Source organism: Ruegeria sp. ABD4_443, assembly GCF_056160865.1.
Genome location: NZ_JBSWYA010000006.1, coordinates 72711 through 98142 on the forward strand (window position 1 = coordinate 72711; position 25432 = coordinate 98142).

General features: G+C 58.8%; 21 protein-coding genes and 1 tRNA gene. 12 read left to right on the forward strand and 10 right to left on the reverse strand.

Annotated features, from left to right (window positions below; all coding sequences use genetic code 11):
• Window positions 1-98 precede the first annotated feature (98 nt).
• Window positions 99-1358, reverse strand: a complete 1260-nt coding sequence (locus ACXAG8_RS12915) for a TAXI family TRAP transporter solute-binding subunit (RefSeq protein ID WP_475225826.1) — start codon at window positions 1356-1358, stop codon at window positions 99-101.
• A 179-nt stretch (window positions 1359-1537) separates the two neighbouring features.
• Here ACXAG8_RS12915 and ACXAG8_RS12920 point away from each other — a divergent pair, with 179 nt between their 5' ends.
• Window positions 1538-2665 (forward strand): CaiB/BaiF CoA transferase family protein, encoded by a 1128-nt coding sequence (locus ACXAG8_RS12920; protein WP_475225831.1) that lies wholly within the window; start codon window positions 1538-1540, stop codon window positions 2663-2665.
• A 42-nt stretch (window positions 2666-2707) separates the two neighbouring features.
• Here ACXAG8_RS12920 and hemE read toward each other — a convergent pair whose 3' ends face one another.
• Window positions 2708-3742 (reverse strand): uroporphyrinogen decarboxylase, encoded by a 1035-nt coding sequence (hemE, locus tag ACXAG8_RS12925; RefSeq protein ID WP_475225835.1) that lies wholly within the window; start codon window positions 3740-3742, stop codon window positions 2708-2710.
• A gap of 105 nt (window positions 3743-3847) precedes the next feature.
• Between hemE and hemC the strand changes: the two genes are divergently transcribed.
• Window positions 3848-4807, forward strand: a complete 960-nt coding sequence (hemC, locus tag ACXAG8_RS12930) for a hydroxymethylbilane synthase (protein ID WP_475225840.1) — start codon at window positions 3848-3850, stop codon at window positions 4805-4807.
• A 216-nt stretch (window positions 4808-5023) separates the two neighbouring features.
• On the opposite strand, the gene ACXAG8_RS12935 is transcribed toward hemC, so the two are convergent.
• Together ACXAG8_RS12935 and ACXAG8_RS12940 are read right to left on the reverse strand one after the other, a co-directional pair.
• The gene (locus ACXAG8_RS12935; RefSeq protein WP_475225844.1) at window positions 5024-7264 is read right to left on the reverse strand and encodes a CHASE2 domain-containing protein; all 2241 of its coding nucleotides are present in this window, start codon (window positions 7262-7264) and stop codon (window positions 5024-5026) included.
• A 78-nt stretch (window positions 7265-7342) separates the two neighbouring features.
• Window positions 7343-8080, reverse strand: a complete 738-nt coding sequence (locus ACXAG8_RS12940; protein WP_475225847.1) for a FecR family protein — start codon at window positions 8078-8080, stop codon at window positions 7343-7345.
• Between the two features lie 445 nt (window positions 8081-8525).
• Here ACXAG8_RS12940 and ACXAG8_RS12945 point away from each other — a divergent pair.
• Window positions 8526-8615 (forward strand) — tRNA-Ser (locus tag ACXAG8_RS12945).
• Window positions 8616-8719: 104 nt separating this feature from the next.
• Here ACXAG8_RS12945 and ACXAG8_RS12950 read toward each other — a convergent pair.
• The 4 genes from ACXAG8_RS12950 to ACXAG8_RS12965 all read right to left on the reverse strand — a co-directional run bounded on the left by ACXAG8_RS12950 (window position 8720) and on the right by ACXAG8_RS12965 (window position 12825).
• Window positions 8720-9331 (reverse strand): tyrosine-type recombinase/integrase, encoded by a 612-nt coding sequence (locus ACXAG8_RS12950; protein WP_475225850.1) that lies wholly within the window; start codon window positions 9329-9331, stop codon window positions 8720-8722.
• 9 nt (window positions 9332-9340) lie between these two features.
• Window positions 9341-10675, reverse strand: coding sequence for an O-antigen ligase domain-containing protein (locus ACXAG8_RS12955; RefSeq protein WP_475225855.1), 1335 nt, complete (start codon window positions 10673-10675; stop codon window positions 9341-9343).
• A complete protein-coding gene (locus tag ACXAG8_RS12960; protein WP_475225859.1) occupies window positions 10615-11943 on the reverse strand; it encodes a GumC domain-containing protein in 1329 nt (442 codons plus the stop codon). The genes ACXAG8_RS12955 and ACXAG8_RS12960 overlap by 61 nt, the downstream gene beginning before the upstream one ends.
• Window positions 11944-12210: 267 nt before the next feature.
• Entirely contained in the window at window positions 12211-12825 is a 615-nt protein-coding gene (locus ACXAG8_RS12965; protein ID WP_475225863.1) for a LuxR C-terminal-related transcriptional regulator, read from the reverse strand.
• Between the two features lie 329 nt (window positions 12826-13154).
• On the opposite strand from ACXAG8_RS12965, the gene ACXAG8_RS12970 reads away from it, so the two are divergent.
• The 4 genes from ACXAG8_RS12970 (at window position 13155) to ACXAG8_RS12985 (ending at window position 18542) form a co-directional block, all read left to right on the forward strand.
• Window positions 13155-14450 (forward strand): WecB/TagA/CpsF family glycosyltransferase, encoded by a 1296-nt coding sequence (locus ACXAG8_RS12970; RefSeq protein ID WP_475225870.1) that lies wholly within the window; start codon window positions 13155-13157, stop codon window positions 14448-14450.
• A 20-nt stretch (window positions 14451-14470) separates the two neighbouring features.
• On the forward strand, window positions 14471-15352 hold the full coding sequence (locus ACXAG8_RS12975; RefSeq protein ID WP_475225873.1) for a UTP--glucose-1-phosphate uridylyltransferase: 882 nt from the start codon (window positions 14471-14473) through the stop codon (window positions 15350-15352).
• Between the two features lie 97 nt (window positions 15353-15449).
• Complete coding sequence (locus ACXAG8_RS12980; RefSeq protein WP_475225877.1) at window positions 15450-15959, forward strand: putative pterin-binding protein; 510 nt, start codon at window positions 15450-15452, stop codon at window positions 15957-15959.
• A gap of 45 nt (window positions 15960-16004) precedes the next feature.
• The gene (locus ACXAG8_RS12985) at window positions 16005-18542 is read left to right on the forward strand and encodes an ATP-binding protein (protein ID WP_475225882.1); all 2538 of its coding nucleotides are present in this window, start codon (window positions 16005-16007) and stop codon (window positions 18540-18542) included.
• 1 nt (window position 18543) lies between these two features.
• On the opposite strand, the gene ACXAG8_RS12990 is transcribed toward ACXAG8_RS12985, so the two are convergent.
• Window positions 18544-19773, reverse strand: coding sequence for a polysaccharide biosynthesis/export family protein (locus ACXAG8_RS12990; RefSeq protein WP_475225887.1), 1230 nt, complete (start codon window positions 19771-19773; stop codon window positions 18544-18546).
• Window positions 19774-19968: 195 nt separating this feature from the next.
• On the opposite strand from ACXAG8_RS12990, the gene ACXAG8_RS12995 reads away from it, so the two are divergent.
• The 4 genes from ACXAG8_RS12995 to ACXAG8_RS13010 are packed head-to-tail and all read left to right on the forward strand — an operon-like array spanning window position 19969 to window position 24050.
• Window positions 19969-21207: an oligosaccharide flippase family protein gene (locus ACXAG8_RS12995; protein WP_475225890.1), complete on the forward strand. Its 1239-nt coding sequence runs from the start codon at window positions 19969-19971 to the stop codon at window positions 21205-21207.
• On the forward strand, window positions 21204-22118 hold the full coding sequence (locus tag ACXAG8_RS13000; protein ID WP_475225895.1) for a glycosyltransferase family 2 protein: 915 nt from the start codon (window positions 21204-21206) through the stop codon (window positions 22116-22118). The genes ACXAG8_RS12995 and ACXAG8_RS13000 overlap by 4 nt, the downstream gene beginning before the upstream one ends.
• Window positions 22119-22138: 20 nt before the next feature.
• Window positions 22139-23125, forward strand: coding sequence for a glycosyltransferase family 2 protein (locus tag ACXAG8_RS13005; protein WP_475226678.1), 987 nt, complete (start codon window positions 22139-22141; stop codon window positions 23123-23125).
• 13 nt (window positions 23126-23138) lie between these two features.
• Complete coding sequence (locus ACXAG8_RS13010; protein ID WP_475225899.1) at window positions 23139-24050, forward strand: glycosyltransferase family 4 protein; 912 nt, start codon at window positions 23139-23141, stop codon at window positions 24048-24050.
• A 403-nt stretch (window positions 24051-24453) separates the two neighbouring features.
• Here ACXAG8_RS13010 and ACXAG8_RS13015 read toward each other — a convergent pair whose 3' ends face one another.
• Window positions 24454-24672 (reverse strand): hypothetical protein, encoded by a 219-nt coding sequence (locus ACXAG8_RS13015; RefSeq protein ID WP_152456637.1) that lies wholly within the window; start codon window positions 24670-24672, stop codon window positions 24454-24456.
• Window positions 24673-24882: 210 nt separating this feature from the next.
• On the opposite strand from ACXAG8_RS13015, the gene ACXAG8_RS13020 reads away from it, so the two are divergent.
• Window positions 24883-25383 carry a Dps family protein gene (locus ACXAG8_RS13020; RefSeq protein ID WP_475225902.1) on the forward strand — a complete coding sequence of 167 codons (501 nt, stop codon included), beginning with the start codon at window positions 24883-24885 and terminating at the stop codon, window positions 25381-25383.
• The last annotated feature ends 49 nt before the right edge of the window (window positions 25384-25432 follow it).

A 25432-nucleotide genomic window follows, 5' to 3' on the forward strand; every position in this document is an offset into this window, starting at 1 on the left:
CCCGTTCTGGCGCCGACACTATCGCGCCGATCCGGGGCCGAACAGACCCAAAACGCACGACGTTTCAGGCAGGAAACTCCCGCAAGCCGCCGCGCGCTCTAGGCGGCGCTTTTCATTTCGGCGATCCGTTTCTGCACCAGTTCCAGATGCAACCGCGCGTCGTATTGAACCTGCCGATAGGCCGGTGGCAGGCGCAGCGCCGCCAGCTTGTCATCCAGGTCTTGCAACTGCACGCGCATCTGGTCCAGTTCGGTGATGCCGGGGTCTTTTCCCAAGTCCAGCTCGATCTGCCGGATTTCGGGATAGTGATGCCAGACCCGCCAGCGCATTGCATAGCCATAGGCCAGCGGCAACAACCGCAACAACGGCACGACGATAAAGAAGAAGGGCAACAGCAACAGCAAAACACGGTTGATCTGTGCCGCAATCCAATAGGGCAACCAGTTATGCCAGGTCGTGGGACCTTCCAGGATCAACTGGCGCGCCGTGTTGTTCACGGTCAGCCCGGTTCCTTCGATCCCCGGAAAGACACCGGGGTTCGTGATGATCCCCCGTGCGCCGTGCAATTCAATGGCCGCCATCGTCAGCCGGTTGACAAGGGCCGGGTGCATATCGGGCCGCACAAGCAACCGCGCCTGCAGCGCAATCAGGTCAACGGGCCGTGGCGGCAATACAGGGTCCAGAGACATCCCGCCGGCCGGCACCGTGACCACCGACGCATAGGACAACCGCCGCGAGATCGCTTCGACATATTCAAGCTCCAGCACCCTGAGCGCGGGTTCGTGATAAGCCGCGACCAGATAAGGTGCGTCGATGGGGGCGACGTAAACGGCGATATCAAGCTCGCCCGCCAACAGGGCCGCCGCCGCATCGGCATAAGCTATCGATAGATGGGTGTTGTCCTCATATGCCAGCCCGACCGCCGTCTCGAAATCCCGGAACGTCGCGGCTGTCCCCGATCCGGGCGCCCCGCTGTTGATACGCAGGTTGCGCCATTGCGAGGGGTTGCGCGGGATGATGGCATCACCGCGCACAAGAAACACCACCGGCTCGAAAAAGACATTGCCCAACGCCTCGGCGCGTTCAGTGTCCACCGGGATGCCGCCCTGAACAAAGGCGGCATCTACCTGCCCCTGGTCAATCAGCTCGGCGTTTTCGACAGACCCGGCCGTTTCGGCAATGTCCACATGGATGCCGTCGCGCGCAAGAATTTCGGCATATTTATTGGCTTCGGTCTCATAGGCACCGCCCCGCGGGCCAGATGCCAGGCGAAAGCTGCCCGGCGGCGGCAACTGAATAGCCAATATCGCCACGACGGCCAGCACCAGCGCCAGCCAAAGAAAAACCCAAAACCGCATCCGTTCCTCACGCGATCCATCCCGTTGCAGACGCTAAGCCGCCGCGGGGACGGTGGCAAGTATTCGCACCCTTTCCCGGCCCCCGGCCCTGCGCCCCGTTCCACAAACGCCACGTCGTGACATCCAGGTCTTGCAATCAGCGCGGACCACCCCGAGGCTCAGACCCAGGGAGATCTACAATGCTCGACGGAATCCGCGTTATCGAACTCGAAGGCCTGGGCCCCGCCCCTTTCGCCGCCATGCTGCTGGCCGATCTTGGCGCCGATGTCATCACCATCCACCGCAAGGGCGGCCCCGCGACCCCCGGAATGCCGGACCGCTCCGTTCTGGACCGCGGCAAACGGTCCATCGAACTGGACCTCAAGGATACGACCGACCTGGCCGTGGCCCGCAAGCTGATCACCGGGGCCGACACCCTGATCGAAGGGTTTCGCCCCGGCGTGATGGAAAAGCTCGGCCTCGGGCCCGAGGTCTGCTGCACCGCAAACCCATCGCTTGTCTATGGCCGCATGACCGGTTGGGGACAAAACAGCCCGCTGGCCGAAACCGCAGGCCACGACCTGAACTACATCGCGATGTCGGGCGCCCTGTGGTACGCCTCCGCTCCGGATCAGGCCCCGATGACCCCGGCAACACTGGTCGGCGATATCGGCGGCGGGGCCATGTACCTTGTGGCGGGCCTCCTGGCGGGCCTTTTGAAAGCCCGGCGAACCGGCGCCGGAACTGTGGTGGACGCCGCGATCTACGACGGCTCGGCCCATATGATGAACCTGCTCATGAGCCTGCGCCAAAGCGGCAATCTGTCCGAAACCCGCGGCCAAAGCCTGCTGGACGGCCCCCATTGGAGCCGCTGCTACCGCTGCGCCGACGGCGGCTTCCTGTCCGTGCAATGTCTCGAACCCAAGTTCTACGCCTGCTTTCTGGATGTACTGAACCTGTCCGATGACCCGAACCTCACCCCCCAGTTTGACCGCACCCGCTGGCCGCACCAGACGGAACGCCTGGCGCAGATCTTTGCAGGCAAACCCCGCGATCACTGGGCCAGCCTGTTTGACGGAACGGATGCATGCGTGGCGCCTGTTCTCAGCCCGTCCCAGGCACAGGCCCATCCGATGAACCAGACACGCCAGGCTTGGGTTACCGAAAACGATGCCCCGCAAGCCGCCGCCGCGCCGCGCTTTTCCACCTATGACTGGCAAGCCAGGCCCAGCCCCACCCGCGGCCAGCACACAGCCGAGATACTGGCCGAACTCGACCCTCCAGGCGGGTCCGCCCCTTCATCTGGCCAAAAATATCCCGGGGGTTGAATTGGCCAAAGGCCAAGAAGGGGGCTGGCCCCCTTCGCCCGCCTACGTCCCGCGGACCGTGTCGATCATCAACTGGACATTGTCAGGATCGGCATCCGGCGTGATCCCGTGGCCCAGGTTAAAGATATGCGGCCCCTTGCTGAACGCCTGCACAATCGCGCGCGTTTCATCCACCAGAGCCTGCCCGCCCGTCACCATATGCGACGAGGCCAGGTTGCCCTGCACGCACCCGTCACGCTGAACGTTCTCGGCAGCCCATTGCGGCGCAACCGAGTTGTCCAGCGCGACGCAATCGACACCGGTCGCTTGCGCAAAACCGACATATCCCTTGCCAGCTTCGCGCGGGAAACCGATGACCGGAATGCCGGGATGGCGCTCTTTTATGGCCTGCGTGATGACCCTGCAGGGTTCAACGGCGTATTTCTCAAAATCCGCGCCCTTCAGCGAGCCGGCCCAGCTGTCAAATATCTTCACCGTTTCGGCACCGGCCTCGATCTGCATCGAAAGATACTCGATCGTGGCCGCCGTGATCCGCTCAAGCAGGGCTTCGAACAGCGGCTGATCTTCCTGGCGCAGCGCATGGGCCGGGCCCTGATCGGGCGTGCCGCGCCCCGCGATCATATAGGTCGCAACAGTCCAGGGCGCACCGGCAAACCCGATCAACGCTGTCTCGGAGGGCAGTTCCCGCGCCAGGATCCGCACGGTCTCGTAAACGGGGGACAGGGTTTCATGGATGTCCGCAACCGGCTTCAACCGATCAAAATCGGATTGCGCCGTAATCGTCGACAGGCGCGGCCCTTCACCGGTCACGAACCACAGATCCGCCCCTAGCGCCTGCGGCACCAAAAGAATGTCGGCAAACAGGATGGCCGCATCAAACCCATAGCGGCGGATCGGCTGCAAAGTCACTTCGGCAGCCAGGTCCGGCGTATAGCACAAGGACAGAAAATCCCCGGCCTGCGCCCGGGTGGCGCGGTACTCCGGCAAATAACGTCCGGCCTGACGCATCATCCAGATCGGCGGCACATCCAGGACCTCTCCTGCAAGCGCACGCAGCAATTTCTTTGTCTCGGCCATAATCGCCCCCTCGTCCGGTTTGGTGCAACGGGTCTGCCTTCGGCGACAAAATGTCAAGCTCAGCCCCCATTGTCAGGGCAATGTGACGCGACTAAAGCTGTGATCATGACTTTGACCCTGCCCACACCCGCCTCGCCTCTCAGGATCGGCACGCGCGGCTCGCCCCTTGCGCTGGCCCAGGCCTATGAAACCCGTCAGCGGCTTGGCGATGCCTTCGATCTGCCACAGGACGCCTTTGAGATCGTCGTCATAAAGACGACCGGTGACAACCGCGCCATGATCGACGCGGACCGGCCGCTGAAAGAGATCGGGAACAAGGGCTTGTTCACCAAGGAAATCGAAGACGCCCTGCTGGGCGGCAAGATCGACATTGCCGTCCACTCGACCAAGGATATGCCGGTGGAACAGCCCGGCGGTCTGGTCCTGGATACTTTTTTGCCGCGCGAAGACGTGCGGGATGCTTTCGTATCGCCCAGCCTGAGCGCGATCCACGACCTGCCCCAGGGCGCGGTTGTCGGCACGTCTTCGTTACGGCGGCGGGCACAGTTGCTGAACCGCCGACCAGACCTGCAGGTGGTCGAATTCCGGGGCAACGTGCAAACCCGGCTTAAGAAACTTGCCGATGGCGTGGCTGATTGCACGTTTCTGGCCATGGCAGGCCTGCGGCGTCTGAACATGACCGAGGTCCCGGCCACCGCCATCCCGACCCAAGACATGCTGCCCGCCATTGCCCAGGGCACCATCGGGATCGAACGGCGCGCCGCAGATGGCAGGGCGGCGGAAATGCTCGAAGCCATCCACCACGCGGAAACCGGGCAGCGCCTGGCCGCCGAACGGGCCTTGCTGGCCGCGCTGGACGGGTCGTGCGAAACCCCGATTGCAGGCCTGGCCGAGATCAGCGACGGCGATTTGGTCTTGCGTGCCGAAGTTCTGCGCCCCGACGGCAGCGAGTCCATCGCCAAAACGGCCCGCGGCGCGGTCGCGGATGGTGCCGATATTGGCCGGAACATGGCCCGCGACCTGCTGTCCGAGGCTGGACCCGGATTTTTTGATTGGCGCCAGTAATAAAAAATTAACTTAATGTGAACTACATCACTGTCGTCCACTCCAAAGTGGGGCACTAAGGTGCCGTAAGGATCGGAACAGCGGATTGGTCTCGAATATATCGAAAGGTTTAGGTTGTTTTGTTTTAGATAGTATTCGAGGGGGCGAGACCAATAACCCTTTCTGATCAAAGCGGGTCGCTGTGTATTAGGACAGCGGCCCGCTTTTTTCGTTCGCCTAGTGCCGCCGGGGCCCGGAAATGTCCGGGCTGTGATGGCTGAACAGCAATTGGTCTGACCGCACATCGGACCGGAAGTCGGCCGCCCGCCCCGGCAATGCGCGGTAAAACCCCTCAAGGCCGGGGTCGACCCGCATTCCCATCGCGATGCAATCGGCGCACAGCTTTTGGATATGATCAAAGGATTTGCGCGACCGTATGGCCCGGATAAGCTTGGCATGGACCTGTTCGAGGCCACGAAAGGCGTCCTGATTGATCGCCGCGCGGTCCCCGACCAGCACGAAGACGGGTTCAAGGTCGCTTTTGCCCTTGAGATCGACAAACCCCGCCTCAAGCATCGCGAGATCGTGCTGCACCACGTCAAACACCGAGCGGGACAGCAATATGTCATAGTTCACGTGGCGGCAGGTCTGCTCGATCCGGGCCGCGACATTCACCACGTCACCGATGACGGTATAGTTGAACCGACGTCGCGACCCGATATTGCCGACGCAGGCACGACCCGAGGCGCAACCCGTGGCCAGGGCAAGCGGCGCGCGCCCCCGCATGACCTCTGACGCGTTGAATGCCACCAGCGCCTGCCGCATCAGCAACGCCGCCCGCGCGGCCCGAAGGGGATGATCCTGCACCGGCAAGGGGGCGTTCCAGAACGCCATGACGGCATCCCCTATGAACTTGTCGATCGTTCCCCGTTCCTGCAGGATCTGGTCGCCAATTTCCGAAAACAGCGCATTCAGCAGGGTCACCAGCTCGGTCGCCGACACAGATTCGGACAAGGGTGTAAAGCCCCGGATATCCGAGAACATGACGGTGATTTCCTGCGTTTCCCCGCCCAGTTGCAGCTGGTGGCCTGTGGCCTCCATTTCTTCCAGGATTTCCGGCGCGACGTAATGCGAAAAGACCTGTCGGATCACCCGTTTCTCGCGCTCGGTGGATATGAACAGATACCCGGCCAGCAACCCGAAATTGGCCATTCCGCCCATCAGCGGAAAGGTCACGTCAAACAGAACCAGCTGGTTCTGAAAGGCCAGCCAACTGATGACGATAACAACCGCGGCGGCAATCCCACCGGCCAGGAATGATGCAACGGCACCAAAGCTTGACATAACAGCGGTCACCACCAGCCCCAGCACGACAAAAGCCAGCAGTTCCAGCGCGGCCGTCACGTCCGAACGGCTCAGCATTTCGCCCATCAGCACCTGTTCGATCACCTGCGCGTGGATCGACACGCCCGGCACGGATTCCCCCAGCGCCGTCTGGCGCATGTCGAACAACCCCGCCGCAGATGTGCCCACCAGCACGATCCTGCCTTCGATCTGCGCCCGCAGGTCTGCGGTATCGGTGCCAAGCATGATGTCATTCGCCGACAAGTAGGCATCGGGCACGTCGCGTCGATACCTGACCCAGATTTCCCCGTTTTCCGTGGTCGGCAGGCGAAATCCGCCAACCTCGACGCCCAGCACGATACCGGATTCGTCCGGTGCGCCTTCGGCCAGAATGACGGTTTCGCCCATCGCCACCCTCAGCGCCTCGATGCCGAGGCCGGGCAGAATTCCATCAGGCCCACCCCACAAAACCGGGACGCGCCGAACGACATTTGTTCCCCCCAGTGGCGAGACATTGACCCCGCCGATCCCGGCCGCGTCACGGTCCAGCGGGATTGCGGGCGGGGTCCAATAGGGGACGGTTATCAAGCCCTGACCTGGCGTTTCGCCAATTTCGATGATCCCCGCCTTGGGCAAAACCGGCCTGTCCCCCGGTGTCAGACGCGCTGCCGCCCCCAGGATCACGGGCCATTGGGCGATCACCTCGCCGAATGCGACGTCATTGTCCATCTCGCCCGCCGCGCGGTCGACCTTTAACACCCCCGCCAGCGCCGGGTCGCGCACCAAACGGGCTGGCGAATACCGGTCCGGTTCCACGAACAGCATGTCAAATGCAATTGCCGCGGCGCCCAGTTCACCAAGGCGCCCGACCATCTCGGCCAGCAGGGTGCGGGGCCAGGGCCATTGCCCCCAGGTCGACAGCGACTCTTCGTCGATATCCACGACGCGTACCGGTATCTGGGGGTCATAATCCCGTGGCGAAAGCCGTTGCAGCACGTCGAAATAGATCAACCGCGACATCCGAACCGGATAGGGGTCGACGACCCGGATGAAACACCCGAACAGGATCAGGCCCAACCCGACCAGCAAAAAGGCGAACCGCCTGCCGTTCCTTTCTTTTCTTCTGCCAATCATCGTTGCCCCCGGACCACGCATCCGGGTCTGTTTGAACCGCCACGGATTTCAGCAACCGGTGCCGCGCGGCCGCACAACCTACCGCCCCGGATCGATGTTCGCGGCCGGCACATCCCGTCGGCTGAACGGATCCCTCTGAACCGCAGGTGCCGGCTTTGAGACAGGCTTCGACGCCTGCCTTTGGCGCGGCGCGGGCGCATCTGACTTGGCGCGCCGCACAGGGGCCGCCTCGCGCGCGCAGCCCTCAACCTCGGCCTGGAACGGGCGCAACAATCTTGCCTGGGACTCGATAAAGGGAAATCCCAGCTGCAGCGCCTTTTCGTACTCGCCCTGGTCAATCGGACGCCCGACATTGCCGCGCTGGCTGGTTGCAAAAAGGCTGCATTGCCGCCCCGTCGATCGGCAACCGCCGCGCAGACCGCACATGCGTACCGTGCCTTCCAGCACCACCATTGCGCTTTGGCTGCCCGGGACCACCCACATGTCAAAGATTGTTCCGCGCACCGCCATGGTGGCAGTTGGCGTCTTGATGGAATAGGCGCGTTTTCTGCTTTTGCCAGAGATAAAGCGGAAACTGCCGCCCAGCGCCTGAACCGCAAAGCTTTTGGCCTTGCGGTTGCCGCGCAGCATCGTCACGTCCAGGGTCATTCGGGCGTTCGGCCCGATTGCAATCTTGGTTTCATCCACAAAGACCAGTTGCACGACACCGCTGCTGTTGGTGGAAATTGCGTCGCCCGAAGCGACCTGCATTCCCTGCCGCAGAGGTTGCGTTTTGCCCGCCCTGGTGATTTCCGCACCGGGCTTTACACTCAACACCTCGCCTATGGTCGATAATGCCTGCGTTGGCAGCACCCACACAAACCACGTAACCAAAAATACCTTTAACCACACCAAAACCGGTTCCCCTTCCCCCAAAAGGTTCATGTCAGACGTTCTCGTCTGCTGCCCGGTCTACCCCTCGAAAATTCTTTTATTGTTCGTTCAATAATAGATTAAACCTGCGCAAATATGCCTTGAACATGGTCCATTTGGCAAGGTTTCTGTTTGACCCGGCAGGTTTACAGCCAATTCAACGCCAAATTCAGGTGCCGCAAGGCCGGTGGCCCCAGCCAGACCCGCGCGGCGTCGCAGCCTGCGACACACAGGTTGCCGCGGTCAAGTTTCCGCCAACTTACGGCCGCCAAGCTGCATTTCAGAAAAATGTCGCGGGTCGGGAAAATCGCCTTGTATCTGGGTGACTGGCAAGGATATACCCGCCAGCGGAGACGTGGCCGAGTGGTCGAAGGCGCTCCCCTGCTAAGGGAGTAGGCGGGAAACCGTCTCGAGGGTTCGAATCCCTTCGTCTCCGCCATAAAAACTCATTAATGCATCGAATTTTATAGATAAAACTATAATTCAATATGCTGGTTCCCACATTTATTCCCACACCTTACTGTGCTTTACCCGCCTGGCGCTTCAATCACCCAAAACGTCATCATCTGACTCGCCGGTAACAAGCGCGCGTTGGCGTTCGCGGCTGATTTGGCCGTAGCTGCGCAAAGTCGTTAAAACGTCTGTGTGGCCGAGGTTCTGGGATGTTGCGACAAGTTCGGCGACGGAGGTGCAGGTTTTGGCGACGTGGCGCGCGAGCATGTGGCGAAACGCGTGCGGGCCGAAATTTGGAAGATCTGCAGCCTTAAAGGCAGTGTTGACGATCTTGCGGACAGGTTCTGTGCTTTTCCAAGAGCGGCGATCGAAACCGGTTGCCTGAAATCCGGTGTTTGCACTGCAGGTCAGCGCGGTTGCAGGAAAAAGCGGATCGTCCGGGCCATAGAGAGCGGTTTCGTCCAGATAGGTCAGCCATGACGTCAGAACGGCTTCGGCCTCTTCAAAATCTTTCGCAAAGAACGTGTCGATAGGCTTGCCAAACTTTGTCGCAACCTCACGCGGGTTTTGGGTCACGGACTTCTCGGCAAGGTCGATGTGTTTGATGCGGAGAGAAATAAGTGCACCGACCCTGATGCCCGTCAGGCACAAAAGCGCGAAGACGGCCTTGTCACGCAACTCCTGTGGCGTGCTTTCGGGCATAGCGGCGTATCAGCTTCCCAGACACACTGATTTGACCTCTCGCAAATGCAATCCGAGCATCAGTAAGGTCGGCCAGAGTAGATAGGTTTGGATTTCAACGTTCTCTCCAAAGGTCAGCAGGAGAACTGTGAGCAACAGCCCGAGCGGCAGCCTCCCGCGTTCCGACTTTATGGCGTCCAGGGTGACGATTGCTAAATGACCGAGGAAGGGAACGAGAAACGCTGCAAATCCGGTCAGCCCTTTGACGAATAGCAACCCGTACCAAGTGTGGTGGCTGCCGATCGGCATGTATTCAACTAGATGTGCTCCGGGTCTGACCGTGCCATGCCCGAAGATCATCGCATCTGACTGCCATCGTTCATATGCGATACGCTGCAAGGTTTCACGCACACGGGTGCTGTCGGCGCGCGCGGATTTGAAACTGTAGAGGGCTCGGTTCCCGATATCGACAAAGGCGGCGCCCCAAACGGCTACGGCTGTCGCGACTGCGGACAATAAGACCCAACCCAAACTGCGGGCGACAAGGGGCAAGAGGCGCGGTGACATTGAGCAGACCACCAATCCAACCAAGCCCATGCGGGATTTGGACATCAAGATCATCAGAACTCCGGCGGTCAAACCGATAGCCTTCCATCTGCGGTGCTTTTCTTCCAAAGCGAACAGGACCATGCAGACGCCCAACAGTGCAGCGAAGGGCGACCAGGGCGCAAAGAATTGCCATCGCGGCGTACCGCTGGCGGGGTCGATTGTATACAAGTAGACCGAGAAATATTCAGGTCCCGGGCCGCCAACTGCTTTCAGTGGAGACGTAAACAGCAGATGCGGCAGTCCGGCATAAGGGGCGACAATGAGTAGTGGCAGAAGGCATAAGGTCCAAAGGCCCAGCACGCATTGCCCTCTGACCAAAACCTCGCGCCGTATTGGCAAAACCGCCCCTGCTAGGATAAACAACGGGATCAGCGCCCAACCCTTTGCCCATCCGATACTCGATTTGATCGTTTTGGTGGTGCCAAGGTTCCAATCCGCGTGACCTGCCCAAAGTGAGATTAGCATCACCAGCATGCTAACGCTCCAGATCCAGACCATAGCGGGTACAGGTCCCGTTGCTCGCATATCTGAGCGGATCGCAGGGCCGAGATAAAGTGACAACCCGGCCATCGCAGCCAGCATCCAACCCAGCACCGGACCGACGACATAAAGCGCGCCAAGCCCGTAGAACGGCCATGTCCAGATCAGCGTACACCAGACGATCTTTTCGGCTGGCGTTTGAGGGGCAACACGCGTCAAACTGCGGCCTCTTTCTGGTCTTTCAGCAGCTTTGAGATCAGCGGGTTTCGGATCCATGCCAGAACCAAACCCATCAGCAGCATAAGGCTTGCAGCGATCCCCGCGGCAATCGAGATCTTCTTGTTTGGTGAAGACGGGCGTGATGGCAGCGATGGGTTTTCCAGCACTTGGATCAACGGGTAGGAGGCATAGACATCGGTCTTCTTCGACTCGGACCGAGCGATGGCAGAGGCGAACACGGCCTCTGCCACGGCAAAATCTCTTTGACGGTCCTCCAGCTCAGCGGCGATGGGGGCGAGGTCCGACAGGCGCAGGGTTTCCAGACGGACTTGTTCGCGCAGTGTCGCGACATGTTCTTCCAATCCGGCACGCAAGGCATCCTCGCGCACCAACTCACTGAGCAACTGCGCCCGTTGCCCTTCCGGCGCGCGATCCAGTCCACCGAGCTGCTCGGCCGTGAGGCCCGTCACCTGCGACGCGCGTTCCAAAGCAACCGATCGCGCCCCTTCATAGTCGTTTTGGGCATTCACGTAGATCGGATGCCGCGATCCATAGGTTGCATCGGCCTGCGCCAGCTTTGCAGCCCCCACCGATACGTCCTCAAGCAGCGACAGGTACTGCGCATCAGCATAGAGTTTCAGCGTTGCCGCCGCTGCATCAGAGGGCAGATTCAACGCGACTTGAAGCGCGGCGACACGTTCCGATTGGCGTGCCAGCTCGCTCTCCTGCGTACGCAATTCTTGCTTTGCACGGTCATTTGCGGCGACCTGTTCTTGGTATTGCGCCACCGAGATCAGCCCGCTTTCTGATTGCAGCTGTTTGATCTCGGCCCGCGTGCCCTGAATCGCGCGGGTGTAGTCTTCGATCGCGCCTGTATTGCTGGCCTCTCGGGTCGCAATTTCATCAGCGCGCAGGGCGTCAATCTCAGCGAAAAAGGCGGCCACCAAGGCGTCACCATATTGCTGAGCGTCTGCCGGAGAGGTCGCCTGAAGCTCAATATGAATCAGGCTGGTTTGATCGACCAGTTGAACCCGCGGCTTACCAAACGCGTCCCGGTCAGCCTCTACCGCCTTGGCCGCCGCATCGAGGATCCTGTCGGCCGACAACAAACGTTTGTATGTTTCCGTCGGGCTGATCGACCCATTGGCAAAGGCAGAGTTCGCGTACGAAGATGCCTGACCGATATTGGCCAGATTGACTGAAGCCGAAGCGCCAGATCCTGGCAGGATCAATGATGCATGTGAGGTGTATTTCACAGGCGCGGTTGCCAGATATCCGCTGATCGGGGCCCAGATAAAGCTCGTTCCCAGAAGGAACAGAGCCACATAACGGGGCAGGCGGCCTGCGTCGCTGAGGCGTCCGCCTTTTACGATCCGACGCCACCCGAGCGTTCTGAAATTAGATCGCGAAATGCGCGCCCAGTGCAGAAATTGCGTGTCGCGCGTGGAAGCAGAGGAGTTCGAAATCTGTTGCGGCATGGAAAAACCCTTTCTTGCAAGGGTGATACACCGCAACTTATCGCTGATCATTCGCTCAGCAGGCTAGGGGCCGAGGGGATTGGGAGCGCCCCCTATCCCTTCGGATAGTGACGCTTAGAACAATCCGGCCTCACGCGCGGCCAGGGCGGCCTGCGTTCGATTGCTGACACCAACTTTACGGTACAGAGTCTTCATATGAAGTTTGATCGTCGGTTCGGACAGATCCAGATCACGGGCGATTTCCTTGTTGGATTTTCCTTCGGTCAAGCCTTTCAGAACCTGCCGCTCACGCTCGGTCAGTTTTTGAGCCATCGGGTGGGAGTCTTCCGGCTGCTCTGCGTTCATGAAACCCGCAGGAAGGTACTGTTCCCCCATCGCCATGAAGCGGATCGCGTTGACCAGGGATTTTGCCGGTAGAGTTTTGGGGACGAAACCCGCTGCCCCAAGCTCCAGGGCGCGTTGCGCCAGATCACGCGAGGTGTCGCCGGTAAACAGGGCCACGTGCTGCGCGCCTTCCATGGCTATGCAGGTTTCAAGCCCGCTCAACCCGTTCATACCGGGCATGTTCAGGTCCAGAAGGACCAGATCAAAGGCTCCGTCGTTTTCAATCAGGGTTCTCGCGGTGGGAAAATCCGGCGCGGTCTCTACCTCGATCCCGCCTGCGGCGTCTATGAACGCAACGAGCGTGTCCAAAATAAGCTCGTGGTCGTCAGCAATAAGAACTTTCATCTCAAATCTCCGTCTACCCCAACCACCCCTAAGTTCGTCAATAGTTCTTTGCGCGCATGGCATGAAGCCTGGCAGTCGGGCAGGTGAATATCCGATCGGATAGGTGAGTGGGCCATTTTCTCCACGCTATGTGCTGCGGGGTCGCTTGAATAGACCTAATCTCCGATTCCTCTCCTGATGTTCGCCTATCGGTTGCGAATTCAAATTGGCAGTCTGAAGGCACAGATTGTCATCGTTGATCGGAGAGTTCCATGCAGTTCCTGTCAGTCCAAGATATGTATGAGGGTGCGCAGCCAATACCAGGCCCGGCTCTGGGAAAGACAGAGATTATGGGGTTGCCAATAGTGAATGCCCAATCCGGACAGGTGATTTCGAAACTGCTGGATGGGACACGCCGGACGGTGTTCTTCCTGAATGCACATTGCGCAAATATTCGGGCCCGCAACCATACCTATCGAGCGGCATTGGCCCGGGCAGATATGATCCTACCTGACGGGATTGGGGTAGCGGTCGCGGCGAAGTTGCAAGGTGTTCAATTGGTCGAGAACCTGAACGGCACGGATTTTGTTCCCAAGCTACTGCAGCGTGCCGCGCAGATGGGTCAGTCGGTTTTCCTCCTGGGCGGACGCCCCGGAACGGCTCAGGCTGCGGCAACTCGGTTGCAGCACATGATCCCTGATCTGTCCGTAGCCGGTATGCGCGATGGCTACGAAGGGGCCGCGCGCGTTGATGAGGCCATTGACGATATTAACCAGTCCGGCGCAGACATCTTGTTGGTCGCAATGGGCGTCCCGCTGCAGGAGCTGTGGATCACGCAATACCGCCATCGACTGGACCCTCGCATAGCAGTGGGCGTGGGTGCGTTGTTCGATTTCCTCGCTGGAAATGTACGTCGCGCACCGAGTGTCGTTCGGCGCGCACGGATGGAGTGGGCATGGCGCCTGGCGATGGAGCCGCGCCGTATGGCCCGTAGATACCTGTTGGGCAATTTTGAGTTTCTCGGGCGCGCGTTACGCGATTCCGTTTCCAAGTTGACAGCGTGTCGTTTCCTGGACCTGGGGCTGGCGATGGTCGCGTTGTCGGTTCTGGCCCTGCCCATGGGTGTAATCGCAGCATTTGTGCGATTGGACAGTCGCGGCCCAGCATTTTTCCGGCAGACGCGAATTGGTCAAAACGGGGTGCCTTTCACGATGTACAAGTTCCGCTCGATGGCGCAGGACGCTGAAAAGCGTCGTGCGGACCTGCTCGCCCATTCAGATCGTGAGGGCGTATGCTTCAAAGCCAAAAATGACCCACGCGTTACCCGCGTCGGAAAGGTTCTGCGTCGGTTCTCGCTGGATGAACTGCCGCAAATCTTCAATGTGCTGAAAGGGGATATGTCGCTGGTCGGTCCGCGCCCCGCTCTGCCCGAAGAGGTTGCCGCCTATCCTGAACAAGCGCTGGAGCGCCTGCAGGTGCGCCCCGGTATCACTGGCCTATGGCAGGTTTCGGGCCGCGCCGGCATCGGCTTTGACCGCATGATCGAGCTGGATACGGCCTATGTCCGCTCTCGCTCGCTTCTTCTGAACCTCATCCTTATCGCAATGACCGCACGCGCCGTCGTGTCGGGCAGAGGCGCTTACTGATCAAATCTAGGAGTATTGAAATGACACGTATTCGCAAAGCTGTTTTTCCGGTCGCGGGTCTGGGCACAAGATTTCTTCCCGCTACCAAATCGGTGACCAAGGAGATGTTGCCGCTGATTGACCGCCCCCTGATCCAATATGCGGTGGACGAGGCCCGCGCGGCTGGGGTTGAGGAGTTCATCTTCATCACCTCAACCGGCCAATCCGCGCTTGAGGCGTATTTCGGGCGCAACTCGGGGCTGGAGCGCAAACTGAAAAATGGTGGCAAAACCAACCTGCTGAACCGCTTGCGCCGCACGAACCTTGAGGATGAGACATACAGCTTTGTCCAACAAGATAGCCCACGCGGCCTGGGCCACGCGGTGTCTCTGGCACGTGACATTGTTGGTGATGAACCCTTTGCCGTGATCCTGCCGGATGATGTGATCCACGCGCAGCGCCCGGTCCTGGCGCAAATGGTCCAGAAGTTTGAAGGCAGTCACATGATTGCGACCGAGGCTGTGCCGTCCGACCGGATCAGTGCCTATGGCGTGGTCGATATCGAGCGCAGGTCAGGCCGGGTGCAGCATCTGCGCGGTTTGATTGAAAAGCCTTCTGCCGATCAGGCGCCGTCAGAGTTTGGCATTGTTGGGCGCTATCTCCTGCAACCTTCGATCTTTGATCGTCTGGATGGCCTGGCGCCTGGTGCGGGCAATGAAATTCAACTGACCGATGCGATCGGGGCCGATATTCAAGGGACCGGATGTAGCGGCTTCGCTTTTGAAGGCGAGCGCTTCGATTGTGGCTCGGTCGCGGGTTATCTTGAGGCGACAACCGTCTTTGCGTTAGAGCGCGCCGAGCTGCGCGACGGGTTCCAATCAATGCTTCGTCAACGCATGAACCTTATGTCTGCTGCAGCATGAGATATTGGCACCTATCCGTTCGGATAGGTGCTTATCCCCATGCCCCCTGTCGCGGCGAACCTCTTTCTGGTTTCTTTTGGTCAAAGGAATGGAGACAATGATGCGAATGCTATTTGCTATCCTCACGGCAACTTTCACCTTTAGTCTGGCTACTGCTCAGGCAGAAGACCTGACAACTCCGCAAGGTGACGTCGTTCTGACCATATCTGGTAATGTCGCGAAGACCGGGCCGGAAGGAACTGCGCAGTTCGATATGGAAATGCTGCAGGCCTTGCCCCAGCGTAGCTTCGAAACTTCGACGATCTGGACCGAAGCCGAGACCAGTTTTGTCGGCGTACCGCTATCGGTCCTATTGGAGCATGTCGGGGCACAAGGTACGACGATCCGGGCAACGGCAATCAACGATTACACAGTGGAAATTCCGGTGGCTTCAATCTCAGCACGGGACCCGATTGTCGCCTATGAAATGGACGGGGCGGCCATGTCCAGACGACAGAAGGGGCCGCTGTGGATCGTTTACCCTTATGATAGTGATACCAAATACCAGGCCGAGGTGATTTACTCTCGCAGCATCTGGCAACTCGACAGGTTGGAGATCGTGAAATAGCGTGGGGTTGCAACAAAGTCCCGGGCAGTGGGTGCAGGAAATAGCTTGACGACCGAAAAACCAAACCACTCGCGACGCCGGTGGGCCTTCGGGCTCATCGGTATCGCCGTTTTAGGTGCCCTTGCATTGGTCGTCTTACTGTCAGTCAAGGTGATAGCTGACCTGCGCGACCGGCAATCCGCCCAAACGGACAACGTGCAATGGACGCTGACGCAGGTTGAGGTTGAATTTCTGTATTACCAGAACGCGCTTGTGGCAGGTGTTTCGGATACAGAGCTAAAGCCTGAAAGCCTGGACCTTGTACGTCGTCGTTTCGATCTTTTGTACAGCCGCATCGATATTCTGAACACCTCGCGGCTGTTTGAAACCCTGCGCGGTGATCCTAAGTTTTCCGAACCTCTGGCGCGGGTCGCTGACTATCTTGAGGTATCGGTTCCCACAATCGACGCTGAGGATCAGTGGCTAAGACTTGAGTTGCCGGATCTTCTTAGAAACGCCGAGGGGATCGCACCACAAGTACGCGCACTGTCGATTTCGGCACTCGCTTATTTCGCGCGCCAGTCTGACCAGAGACGCGAAGAAACCGCGTTGAGCCTTGTACAACTGGCCGTTTTGTCCGGAGGGTTGCTCCTGACACTGGCCGCAGCCAGCGCCTATCTATTAGCGGTTAACCGCAAAGCCATTCGACGGGGGCGCGCGATCCGGCAGGCCAACCAGCGAATGAATACGATCCTGTCGACATCATTGGACGCCGTAATCGTGGTGAACGCCGCTGGCAAAGTGCTGGAGTTCAACGCGGCGGCACACGCGATTTTCGGGTATTCCGAGTCAGAGGCCAAAGGGCATTCGATCGGTGAATTGATCGTGCCTTCGCATCTACGCGCTGCCCATGATGAAGGCATAGAGCGGATGCAAAGCGGAGGCGACCGACATGTCGTCGGCAAAGGGCGCGTTCAGCTTGAGGCGATGCGCAAGAACGGTGATGTCTTTCCCGTCGAACTGGCTTTGCAATCCGCCCAGGCCGGGGACGAGGAAATCGTCATCGGCTTCGTGCGAGATATTTCGCAAAGTGTGGCGGATCAAAAAGAGCTCGTCTTGGCCCGCGACCGCGCTCTTGCCGGGGAAAAGGCCAAGTCGGATTTCCTGACTGTCATGAGTCATGAAATCAGAACGCCATTGAACGGGCTGCTCGGCAACCTCACCCTGCTCAAAAATACTCGCACGACCAAACAGCAATCGCAGTTTGTCCGAAACATGGAAATCTCGGGCCAGGTATTGCAGAACCATGTAGATACGGTGCTAGACATTGCTCGATTCGAGGCGGGTAGACTGTCCGTCGCGAACGAACCGACGGACCTGAACGCGATGCTGCAGGACCTGGTGGATGGCCAAAGCGGCAATGCGGCTTCGCGCGGCAACTCGATCTCGTGGCAATGGGTGGGTGGGGCCTATCCGCATGTTGCGGCTGATGCGCAAAGGTTGCGGCAAATTCTGCTGAACCTTGTGGGCAATGCGATCAAGTTTACCGAAAACGGCCGTGTGTCGATTGAGGTCGAAAGATGTGAACCGGCAGATCAGGGTAAGGCACATGTCTATGAAGTGCGTGTGATCGATACCGGCGCAGGCATCGCCGAGGATGAGATCGACGCCATTTTTGATGACTTCTACACCAGCGATCCCTCAATCGGTCGCACGGTCGGAGGAACCGGGCTTGGTCTGGGGATTGCCCGTCGTTTCGCGCAGGCGATGGGCGGCGAGGTTGGTGCGGAAAGCACATTAGGCGAAGGCAGCGTCTTCTGGCTGCGGATACCGTTGCAGCCGTCTGCGCGTGACCAACTGCTAGATGCTGCTCAGATCAATACAGAGACCGTGCGCCCTCTGAACCTGCTGGTGGTCGAAGACAACGAGATAAACCTCGAAGTCATCTGCAATATGTTGGCGCTGGATGGACATCGCGTCACGACGGCGGAAAATGGGCAAGTTGGCGTCGAAAAGGCTGGCCGTCAGAGGTTCGACGCGATTCTGATGGATATCAGCATGCCGGTGATGGATGGGCCAACCGCTGCGCGCCATATTCGTAACGGCCAGGGACAGTCGGCGGATGTGCCGATTATTGCGGTGTCGGCCAATGTCCTGCCAGACGCAGTTGAGACTTTTCGCGCGGCTGGGATGACGGCTTTCATTGGCAAACCGATCTCGATTGATGCCCTGCGCAAGGCGCTTTCGGTGGTCACACGTACTGAAGGGCGGGTTTCGCAAAGCGCGCAACCTGATGCCTTGGCAGAGTTGAAAGACAGCCTCGGGCCCGAGGTCTTTGCCCGTCTGCATAGCAAATTTATTGCTGAAGGGGATGAGTTCGTTGCACGGCTACGAACCGGAGCATTTGACCATTCCGATTTAGACCAAATCGCACGGGCTTGTCACAAACTGGCTGGCAGTGCGGCGACCTTCTGTGCGGAAGAGTTTCGAGAGGCGTTAATTGCGGTAGAGACTGCAGCCAAGGAACACAAAGATATCACTGACAAACTCGCTGCAGTCTCCGCCGCATGGGAACGGGCGAAAGCATCGCCCGCTCGGGGTTGATTTAGGGGGCCAGCAGCGCCGCTGCGCCAACGATGCCTACCGCGCGGGCGACTTCGGTCAGGCCGGTCACTTTGCTGTCGTAGCAGGCAATCGCATCACCCGGCAGAACATAGGGGTCATAGTCATCCCGATCCCCGCGTCGCAGCAGCTTTTCGATGTTGCGTTCAATGACGATCGAGTTTCCGGTCATCGGGTTTCGTGTGAACAGGACCGCGCTGCGATTGGCATTGGTGGTCTTGGCCCCGCCGACGCAGTTGGTATCGACTACGGCCTGCAGGTAGCGCGTGCCATAAGGAACCTCACGCACGTCGCGTCCAATGGCCGACTGCGCGTTTCCGGTCGCAGGTTGTGTGAGGTTGGACATATAGAGCGTCACGCCGGGTGGGCTGATCGGGCTGGGTCGCATCAGATCATCCTGAAAACACCCTCGACTGTTGACCACGATCTGATCCCCGGTCAACAGCATGATGTCGGTCGGGTCCGAGCCTTCGAATACGCCGCGCAGGTCCATGCGATAGATTGTGCCCTGCCGGTGCAGCTCGACCGCCGACAGATCCGCATCTGGGCGCACGCCTCCGGCGGCGCGAATGGCGACTGACAAGTTGCGCGCCTCGGTCGACGCACCCAGCACGCCCTGACGCCCCCGATCCAGCGCGTCGCCTGGAATGCCTCCTATCTCGACTGAGTGGGGCTCGAACACTGCTCCTTTCACGCCGACAGTGACCGAGGCGAAATCGCTGATGCGCGCCGTTACGCGCGGGGTGCTGTCGTAGAACTGCGCCGCCACCAGAACGCGGGCAACATCCCGTTCCACCTGTTCAGTCGTTCTGCCTTGCGCGCGCACGGGCGGCAGGTAGGGCAGCTTCAGATCGCCATCGCGGGACACAACATAGGTGTCACTGAGGAGCTCATCCCCGTCGATGGTGATCTGCACCATGTCGTTGCGCGAAAGCTTCTCGCCCAACAGCGGGCTAAGTGCGGGCTGGGACCATTTGGCAAAGGCGTTTGCGCCCTGATCACCGGTCTGAGGCATACATGCGCGCCCGTTCATATGCTCTGCCTGCAGCAAAGGTGCATTTGTCCGGTGTCGCGATGGGGCGCGGTACTGCGCCTGATAGCTTTCGCCTTTGGCGACGGGTTCGATGTTGCGCGGGGTTTTCATGCTGCTGCACCCCGACAGCGCAATCGCGCTGACGGCCCCTAAAACCAAAACTTTGAAATGTCGTGTCATTTTGAACTCTCCTGAACTGCATCCACAGCTACAGCAGTGTCTTGATGTGCGTCAGACCGGCATCGGGATTGCCGCTTATCCCATTCGGATAGGTCGCTCGCCGGATGGTTCGTATGGCTGTCCTCCCGCGTCTGGGACAGGGATATCGCGGCCAATTAGAACTGGTCCCAACACTGTTTTTGGACATTTGGCGACATGACTCAGCGATTGGCACATTCCGGTTTCTTGCGGCACTTGCTGGCCTATGCGGCCTCCGAAGTGGCTGCAAAGGCGTCGCGCCTTGTGGTCGTTGTCGTCGTGGCCCGCAGCCTTAGCCCCGAGGCTATAGGGCTGGCTGCCGCTGCCCTCGCGGCCGGGGATATCCTAAAGGCGCTGACCGAGAACGGCGTGGGGCAGAGGATTATTCAGGCCCCACAGGCCGATCTGGAACAGCGTTGCAACACCGCACATCGTATTTTCTGGGTTTGGTGTGGAGGGCTGTTTCTGCTGCAGGTGGCAATTGCCGTTGTCCTTTACGCGATGGGGTATCAGACTTTGGCTCTGCTGCTCGCCATTCTGGCCGGAGAGTATCTGTTCATGCCTGCAGGTCTGGTGCAGGCCGCGCTTGCGATGCGCGAAGGCAAGTTGCAACAAACCGCAGCCATTGCCGGGGGGCAGGTGCTTGGTGCGAATCTCATGGCGGCGCTACTGGCGCTGCTCTGGGCCTCGCCGCTTGCCTTGGTGCTGCCCCGTTTGCTGGCTGCACCGATCTGGCTGGTTCTGATGCGCCGCCTGCGCCCCTGGGTTTCGGACGCGACACATGGGTTCGCCGCCCTTCGCCCATTTGTTGACTTCGGCTGGGCCGTGCTGGGGGTCGAGATCGTCAAAGTTCTGCGTTTGCAGGCCGACAAGCTTGTGGTTGGCGCGATACTGGGGGCTGAGAGTCTTGGCATCTACTTCATGGCCTTCAACGCCGGGCTCGGCTTGGCGACATCTTTCACGCAGGCCTTTTCAGTTGTTCTTTTCCCACATCTTTGCGCAGCCCCGGATAAAACCAAGGCGTTGCGTCACGGGCTCGGCACGTCCCTCCTGGTGCTGAGCCCGCTGGTTTTGCTACAAGCCGCCCTTGCACCGGTCTATGTGCCGCTGCTGCTGGGGGCCGAGTGGAAACAGATTGCGCCGGTGGTCTCGGTGCTGTGCCTTGCCGCATTGCCAAGCGTCATCTGGTCCGCTGTGGCGGGTTGGCTGCGGTCCGAAAATCGCGCGATTACCGAGCTTCGGGTCAGCGCGGCCCTTGCATTCGCATTGATCCTCAACACCGTGATCATGGCGCCGTTCGGGCTGATGCCAGTGGCGGTCGGATACCTGCTGACCAGTGCTGCCCTGATGTTGACGGCCTCATGGGTGCTGCTGCCTCGGGATCACAAAACAACAGAAAGGTTCGGCTTCCAATGACCCTCTTTACCATTATCGTTCCGTTTCACAACGATGCGGACACAATTGCCGAAACGCTGACCAGCATTCGCACGCAAAGTTTCACGCATTGGGAAGCGATCTGCGTCGGCGATCGCCCCTCCAAAGCGTGCTTGTCTGTCGTGCGGGAACACATTGAACAGGATTCACGCATCCGGGACGCAAGCAGCCCGTTTGATGGCCCAAGTGCCGCCCGCAACTATGGGGCCAAGGTGGCCAACGGGGATATACTCGCGTTCTGTGATGCAGACGACCTGTGGCACAAGGACAAGCTGGCGCAGCTTAACGAAGCCTTCCAATCCTCGTCGTCCGACGCGGTTTTCGGGCAGATTCGGTTCTTCGCCGATCAGCCTGGAGATTCTCAAACATGCTCGACCGTTCCTGTCTCGCCACTGACCATTCAGAATCTGTTGGCTGAGAATCCGGTCTGCACCATGTCCAATCTTTCGATCCGCCGAGAGGTCTTCAACGCCGTTGGCGGGTTGGACACGAGAACAGTGCATAACGAAGACTTGGAGCTGCTGATCCGCCTCGCAGGCGAAGGCTTCACCATCAAAGGGGTCGATCAGTTCCAGGTCTGGTATCGTACGAGCGCTGGGGGCTTATCTTCGGACTTGAACGCGATGCGCGCTGGGCGGGGCTATGCGGTAAAAACGGCTGCGTCTTATGGCGTGTTCCCGTCGCGGTCGTCCGAGGCCGTCTATCTGCGCTATCTCGCGCGCCGGGCGCTGCGGTTGGGGCACCACGGTCAGGCCCTGTCTTTCACACGCAACGGCTTAGGCCTTCATGCGCGCAGTTTCCTGCTGCCGTTGCGTCGGGGCCTGCCCACAGCAGCAGGGGCAGCACTGGCCCCGATCCTGCCGCAAGCAATCAAACGCGCGTTGTTTTCATGAGAATTCTGAAGGAGATCACCATGCCCACAGCATCCATCGTTGTACCCGCCTACAATGCCGAAGCAACCTTGGCTGAAACGCTCGCCTCACTGCAGGCGCAAACCTATGATGATTTCGAAATCATTATAGTCGATGACGGATCGCAGGACGCGACCTCGGAGATTGCCCGCACTCACCAAGGCGACCCACGCGTGCGACTTGTCCGGCAAGCTAACCGCGGGCTGGCGGGGGCCAGAAATACCGGCATCGCTGCTGCGCGGGGTGCGTTCATCGGCTTTTGCGACGCCGACGATCTGTGGATGCCCGAGAAGCTGGCGGCTCATATTCACCATCTCAAGGCAGAACCGGATGTGGGGGTAAGTTATTCCGGCAGTGCCTTGATCGACGAGGCGGGGTGCATGATGGGGATCAAGCAAGCACCCCGCCTGAAGGATGTGACCGCAGCACATGTTCTGAACCGCAACCCAATCGGCAACGGATCGGCAGCCGTTTTTCGAAAAACAGTGCTGGAGGCTCTGGCGTACCGCCCGAGTTTTGAGACCGAGCGGGATTGGATCTTCGATGAGACCTTCCGGCAATCCGAAGATATCGAATGCTGGATGCGGCTAATGTTGAAGACCGACTGGCAGATCGAAGGTATCCCGGGGTTGCTGACCCTCTATCGGATCAACGCAGGCGGACTGTCTGCGGCTTTGGATCGCCAGTTAGAGGCGTGGGAGCGGATGGTCGCGAAGCTGCGCCCGCTGAACCCTGAGTTCTTCGCGCGGCACGAACCCTCGGCCCGCGCCTATCAACTGCGTTATCTGGCACGGCGTGCGATCACCAACCTCGACCGGGACACAGCTTGGGAGTTGTTTGCGCGAAGCGTCCAGGAAAGCCTCCGTCCGGTGTTGGAGGAACCTGCAAAGTCGTTCAGCACTTTCGCCGCAGCCTTCGTGTTGAAAACGTTTGGACCCGGCCCAATCACTCGGCTGGGGCAAACGAAATCCAATGTGCAATCGATCTGAGTGAGGTATAATCATGGCACAGAAAAAGATACTCCACCTTGTAGACGACACCACGGCGGGTGGCGTGATGCGGATGCTCGACCATCTTTTGGCGCAGTCAGATCTGTCCGAAACGGTCGATCAAAAGGTGTTGAAGGTCAAACGGACTGCATTTTCTTGGGGCAAACTAAATGCGGATGTCATTGTGTCCCACGTCGTACCAAGCTGGAGAAGCCTGCCCGCGTTCTCGGCCCTTCGCGCGATGCATCTGGACACACGGCTGGTCCATGTCGAACACAGTTACACCCGGGCATTCACCACCCTGAATGTCCCACACAAACGTCGGTTCTTTGCCATGCTGAGGGTGATCTATTCCTTCTTCGATCAGGTGGTCGCAGTCAGTCACGCGCAATCGGACTGGATGAAGGAGCGACGCCTGGTCTCTGCGGAAAAGCTGACCGTTGTTCCTCCTACTGTTGATCTTGAGCAGTTGTCGCGAAAGACGATGCCCCCCAAGTCAAAAACCACAATTGGTGCCATAGGGCGTTTGGAGCAGCAGAAAGGTTTCGACGTCTTGATCCAGGGCTTTCGGTCAACCCAATTGCCTGAGGCGCGCTTGTTAATCTTCGGGGAAGGCAGTCAGCGTTCATACCTTGAGGAACTGGCAGAAGGTGACCCGCGCATCGAGTTTCGGGGCCACGCCGAAGATCCAGCAGAGGCTTACCAAGCAGTCGATATCATTGCGATTCCATCGCGTTGGGAGGCATACGGACTTGTGCTGGACGAAGCGCTTGCCGCACAGCGCAATGTGATTGCAAGTAAAGTTGATGGGTTACGTGATCGTGAAGGAGATACGAGAATTTCATTCTGCAACCTTGACCCTTATGATTGGCGCCGTGCGATCAATAATTTTCTGCTTTCCAACACTATTGAGAAAAGCAGCTGAATCAAAATTTGACACTGGATCTTTTGTGTTTTAGCCGAGCCATTCGCTGCAAAATCAATTGTGATTTCAAAGAAATTGCCTGAGGCCAGCTTTGCGTTTTGTGCGCGAGCCTACTTAGCGCAGTAAATCTTGGTGCCCTCTGTGGACTGCGAGCGGTTATTGCCTTGTGCCAAGTGGACGGCAGCTATGTCCCGCGACTTTCTAATTGGTGCAAAGTGCAGCGAAAGGCACGTCGGTTTGAACCAGCTCTTGATACCGTTCGCGGCGAAACAACCTGAAGAGCCCAAAGCGGACACAGTTTCTTTGAAAGAAGATCGAGCATTATGCGGTATCCAAAAAAACCGAGCGCGCGATACAGCGAACCTTACTGGGACTTCGCTGGGATGTTCTGCGAATAGTCTTTTCACTCGTCCACAACACGAAACTCACCGGAAGGCGCATCAGTAGGTGGTTCCTCAAACTCATTGGAAATCAGACCGCGGCGGATGAGTTCTCTAATGGCGGCCGCTCTGGATGGCAGTCTGTTCTCGAACCGCCAATCATCAATGGCTTTAAGCTCTTCGAGGTCGAGCATCAGTTGCAGTTTTTCCGTGCGCTTTGGCGGTCGATTTTGATCAGACACTGGCATGACCTCAGTAGCTTACGTCAGTTACTCCAAGCATGTATGGCAATGGGCCTGTGTGTCTACATCAATCTTGGCATGTTGTGCCGGATACCCAGGATCATGAAGCGCCCCATGATGTGTCGGATACCTAACTTAAGTATATGATTTTATTTGAAATTTTATGAATCGCTCTTAGGTTTACTCCGCAAGCAACGAAACGGAGTGAAAATGATACAGCAAGTCTTAAAGTCTGAAGTTCAGGAAGAAACCAACGACACAGGCATCGACAAGAACGCCTGGATCGCCAACGCGGTGACGGAAGTACTGGCCGATACCATGGTCCTGATGGTGAAAACACAAGGCACACATTGGAACGTCGTGGGCCCGCTATTCCTGCCGATCCATGAACTAACAGAGCGTCAGTATCGCGACCTGTTCGAAGCTGCGGATGAATTGGCCGAGCGTGTGCGTGCGTTGGGTCAGGTGGCACCGATCTCGTTCACGGACATGGTTAGCCAAGCCAAGCTGACCGAAGAAGAGACGGTTAAAGATGCAGAGGGCATGATCAAACAATTGGTCGCAGACAACGAAGCGATTGTCCGGAACCTGCGTGAGACGGCTGCGACCGCCGCTCGTTATGGCGATGGGGCTACAGAGGACCTGATGAACGCCAGGATGGCGAAGCATGAGGAAGCCGTCTGGATGCTCAAGGCAATTGTTGCGGCCTAATTGGCGGCTCCCCTCGATTTGAACCAAGGTTTGCGAAGAAAGGAAAAAC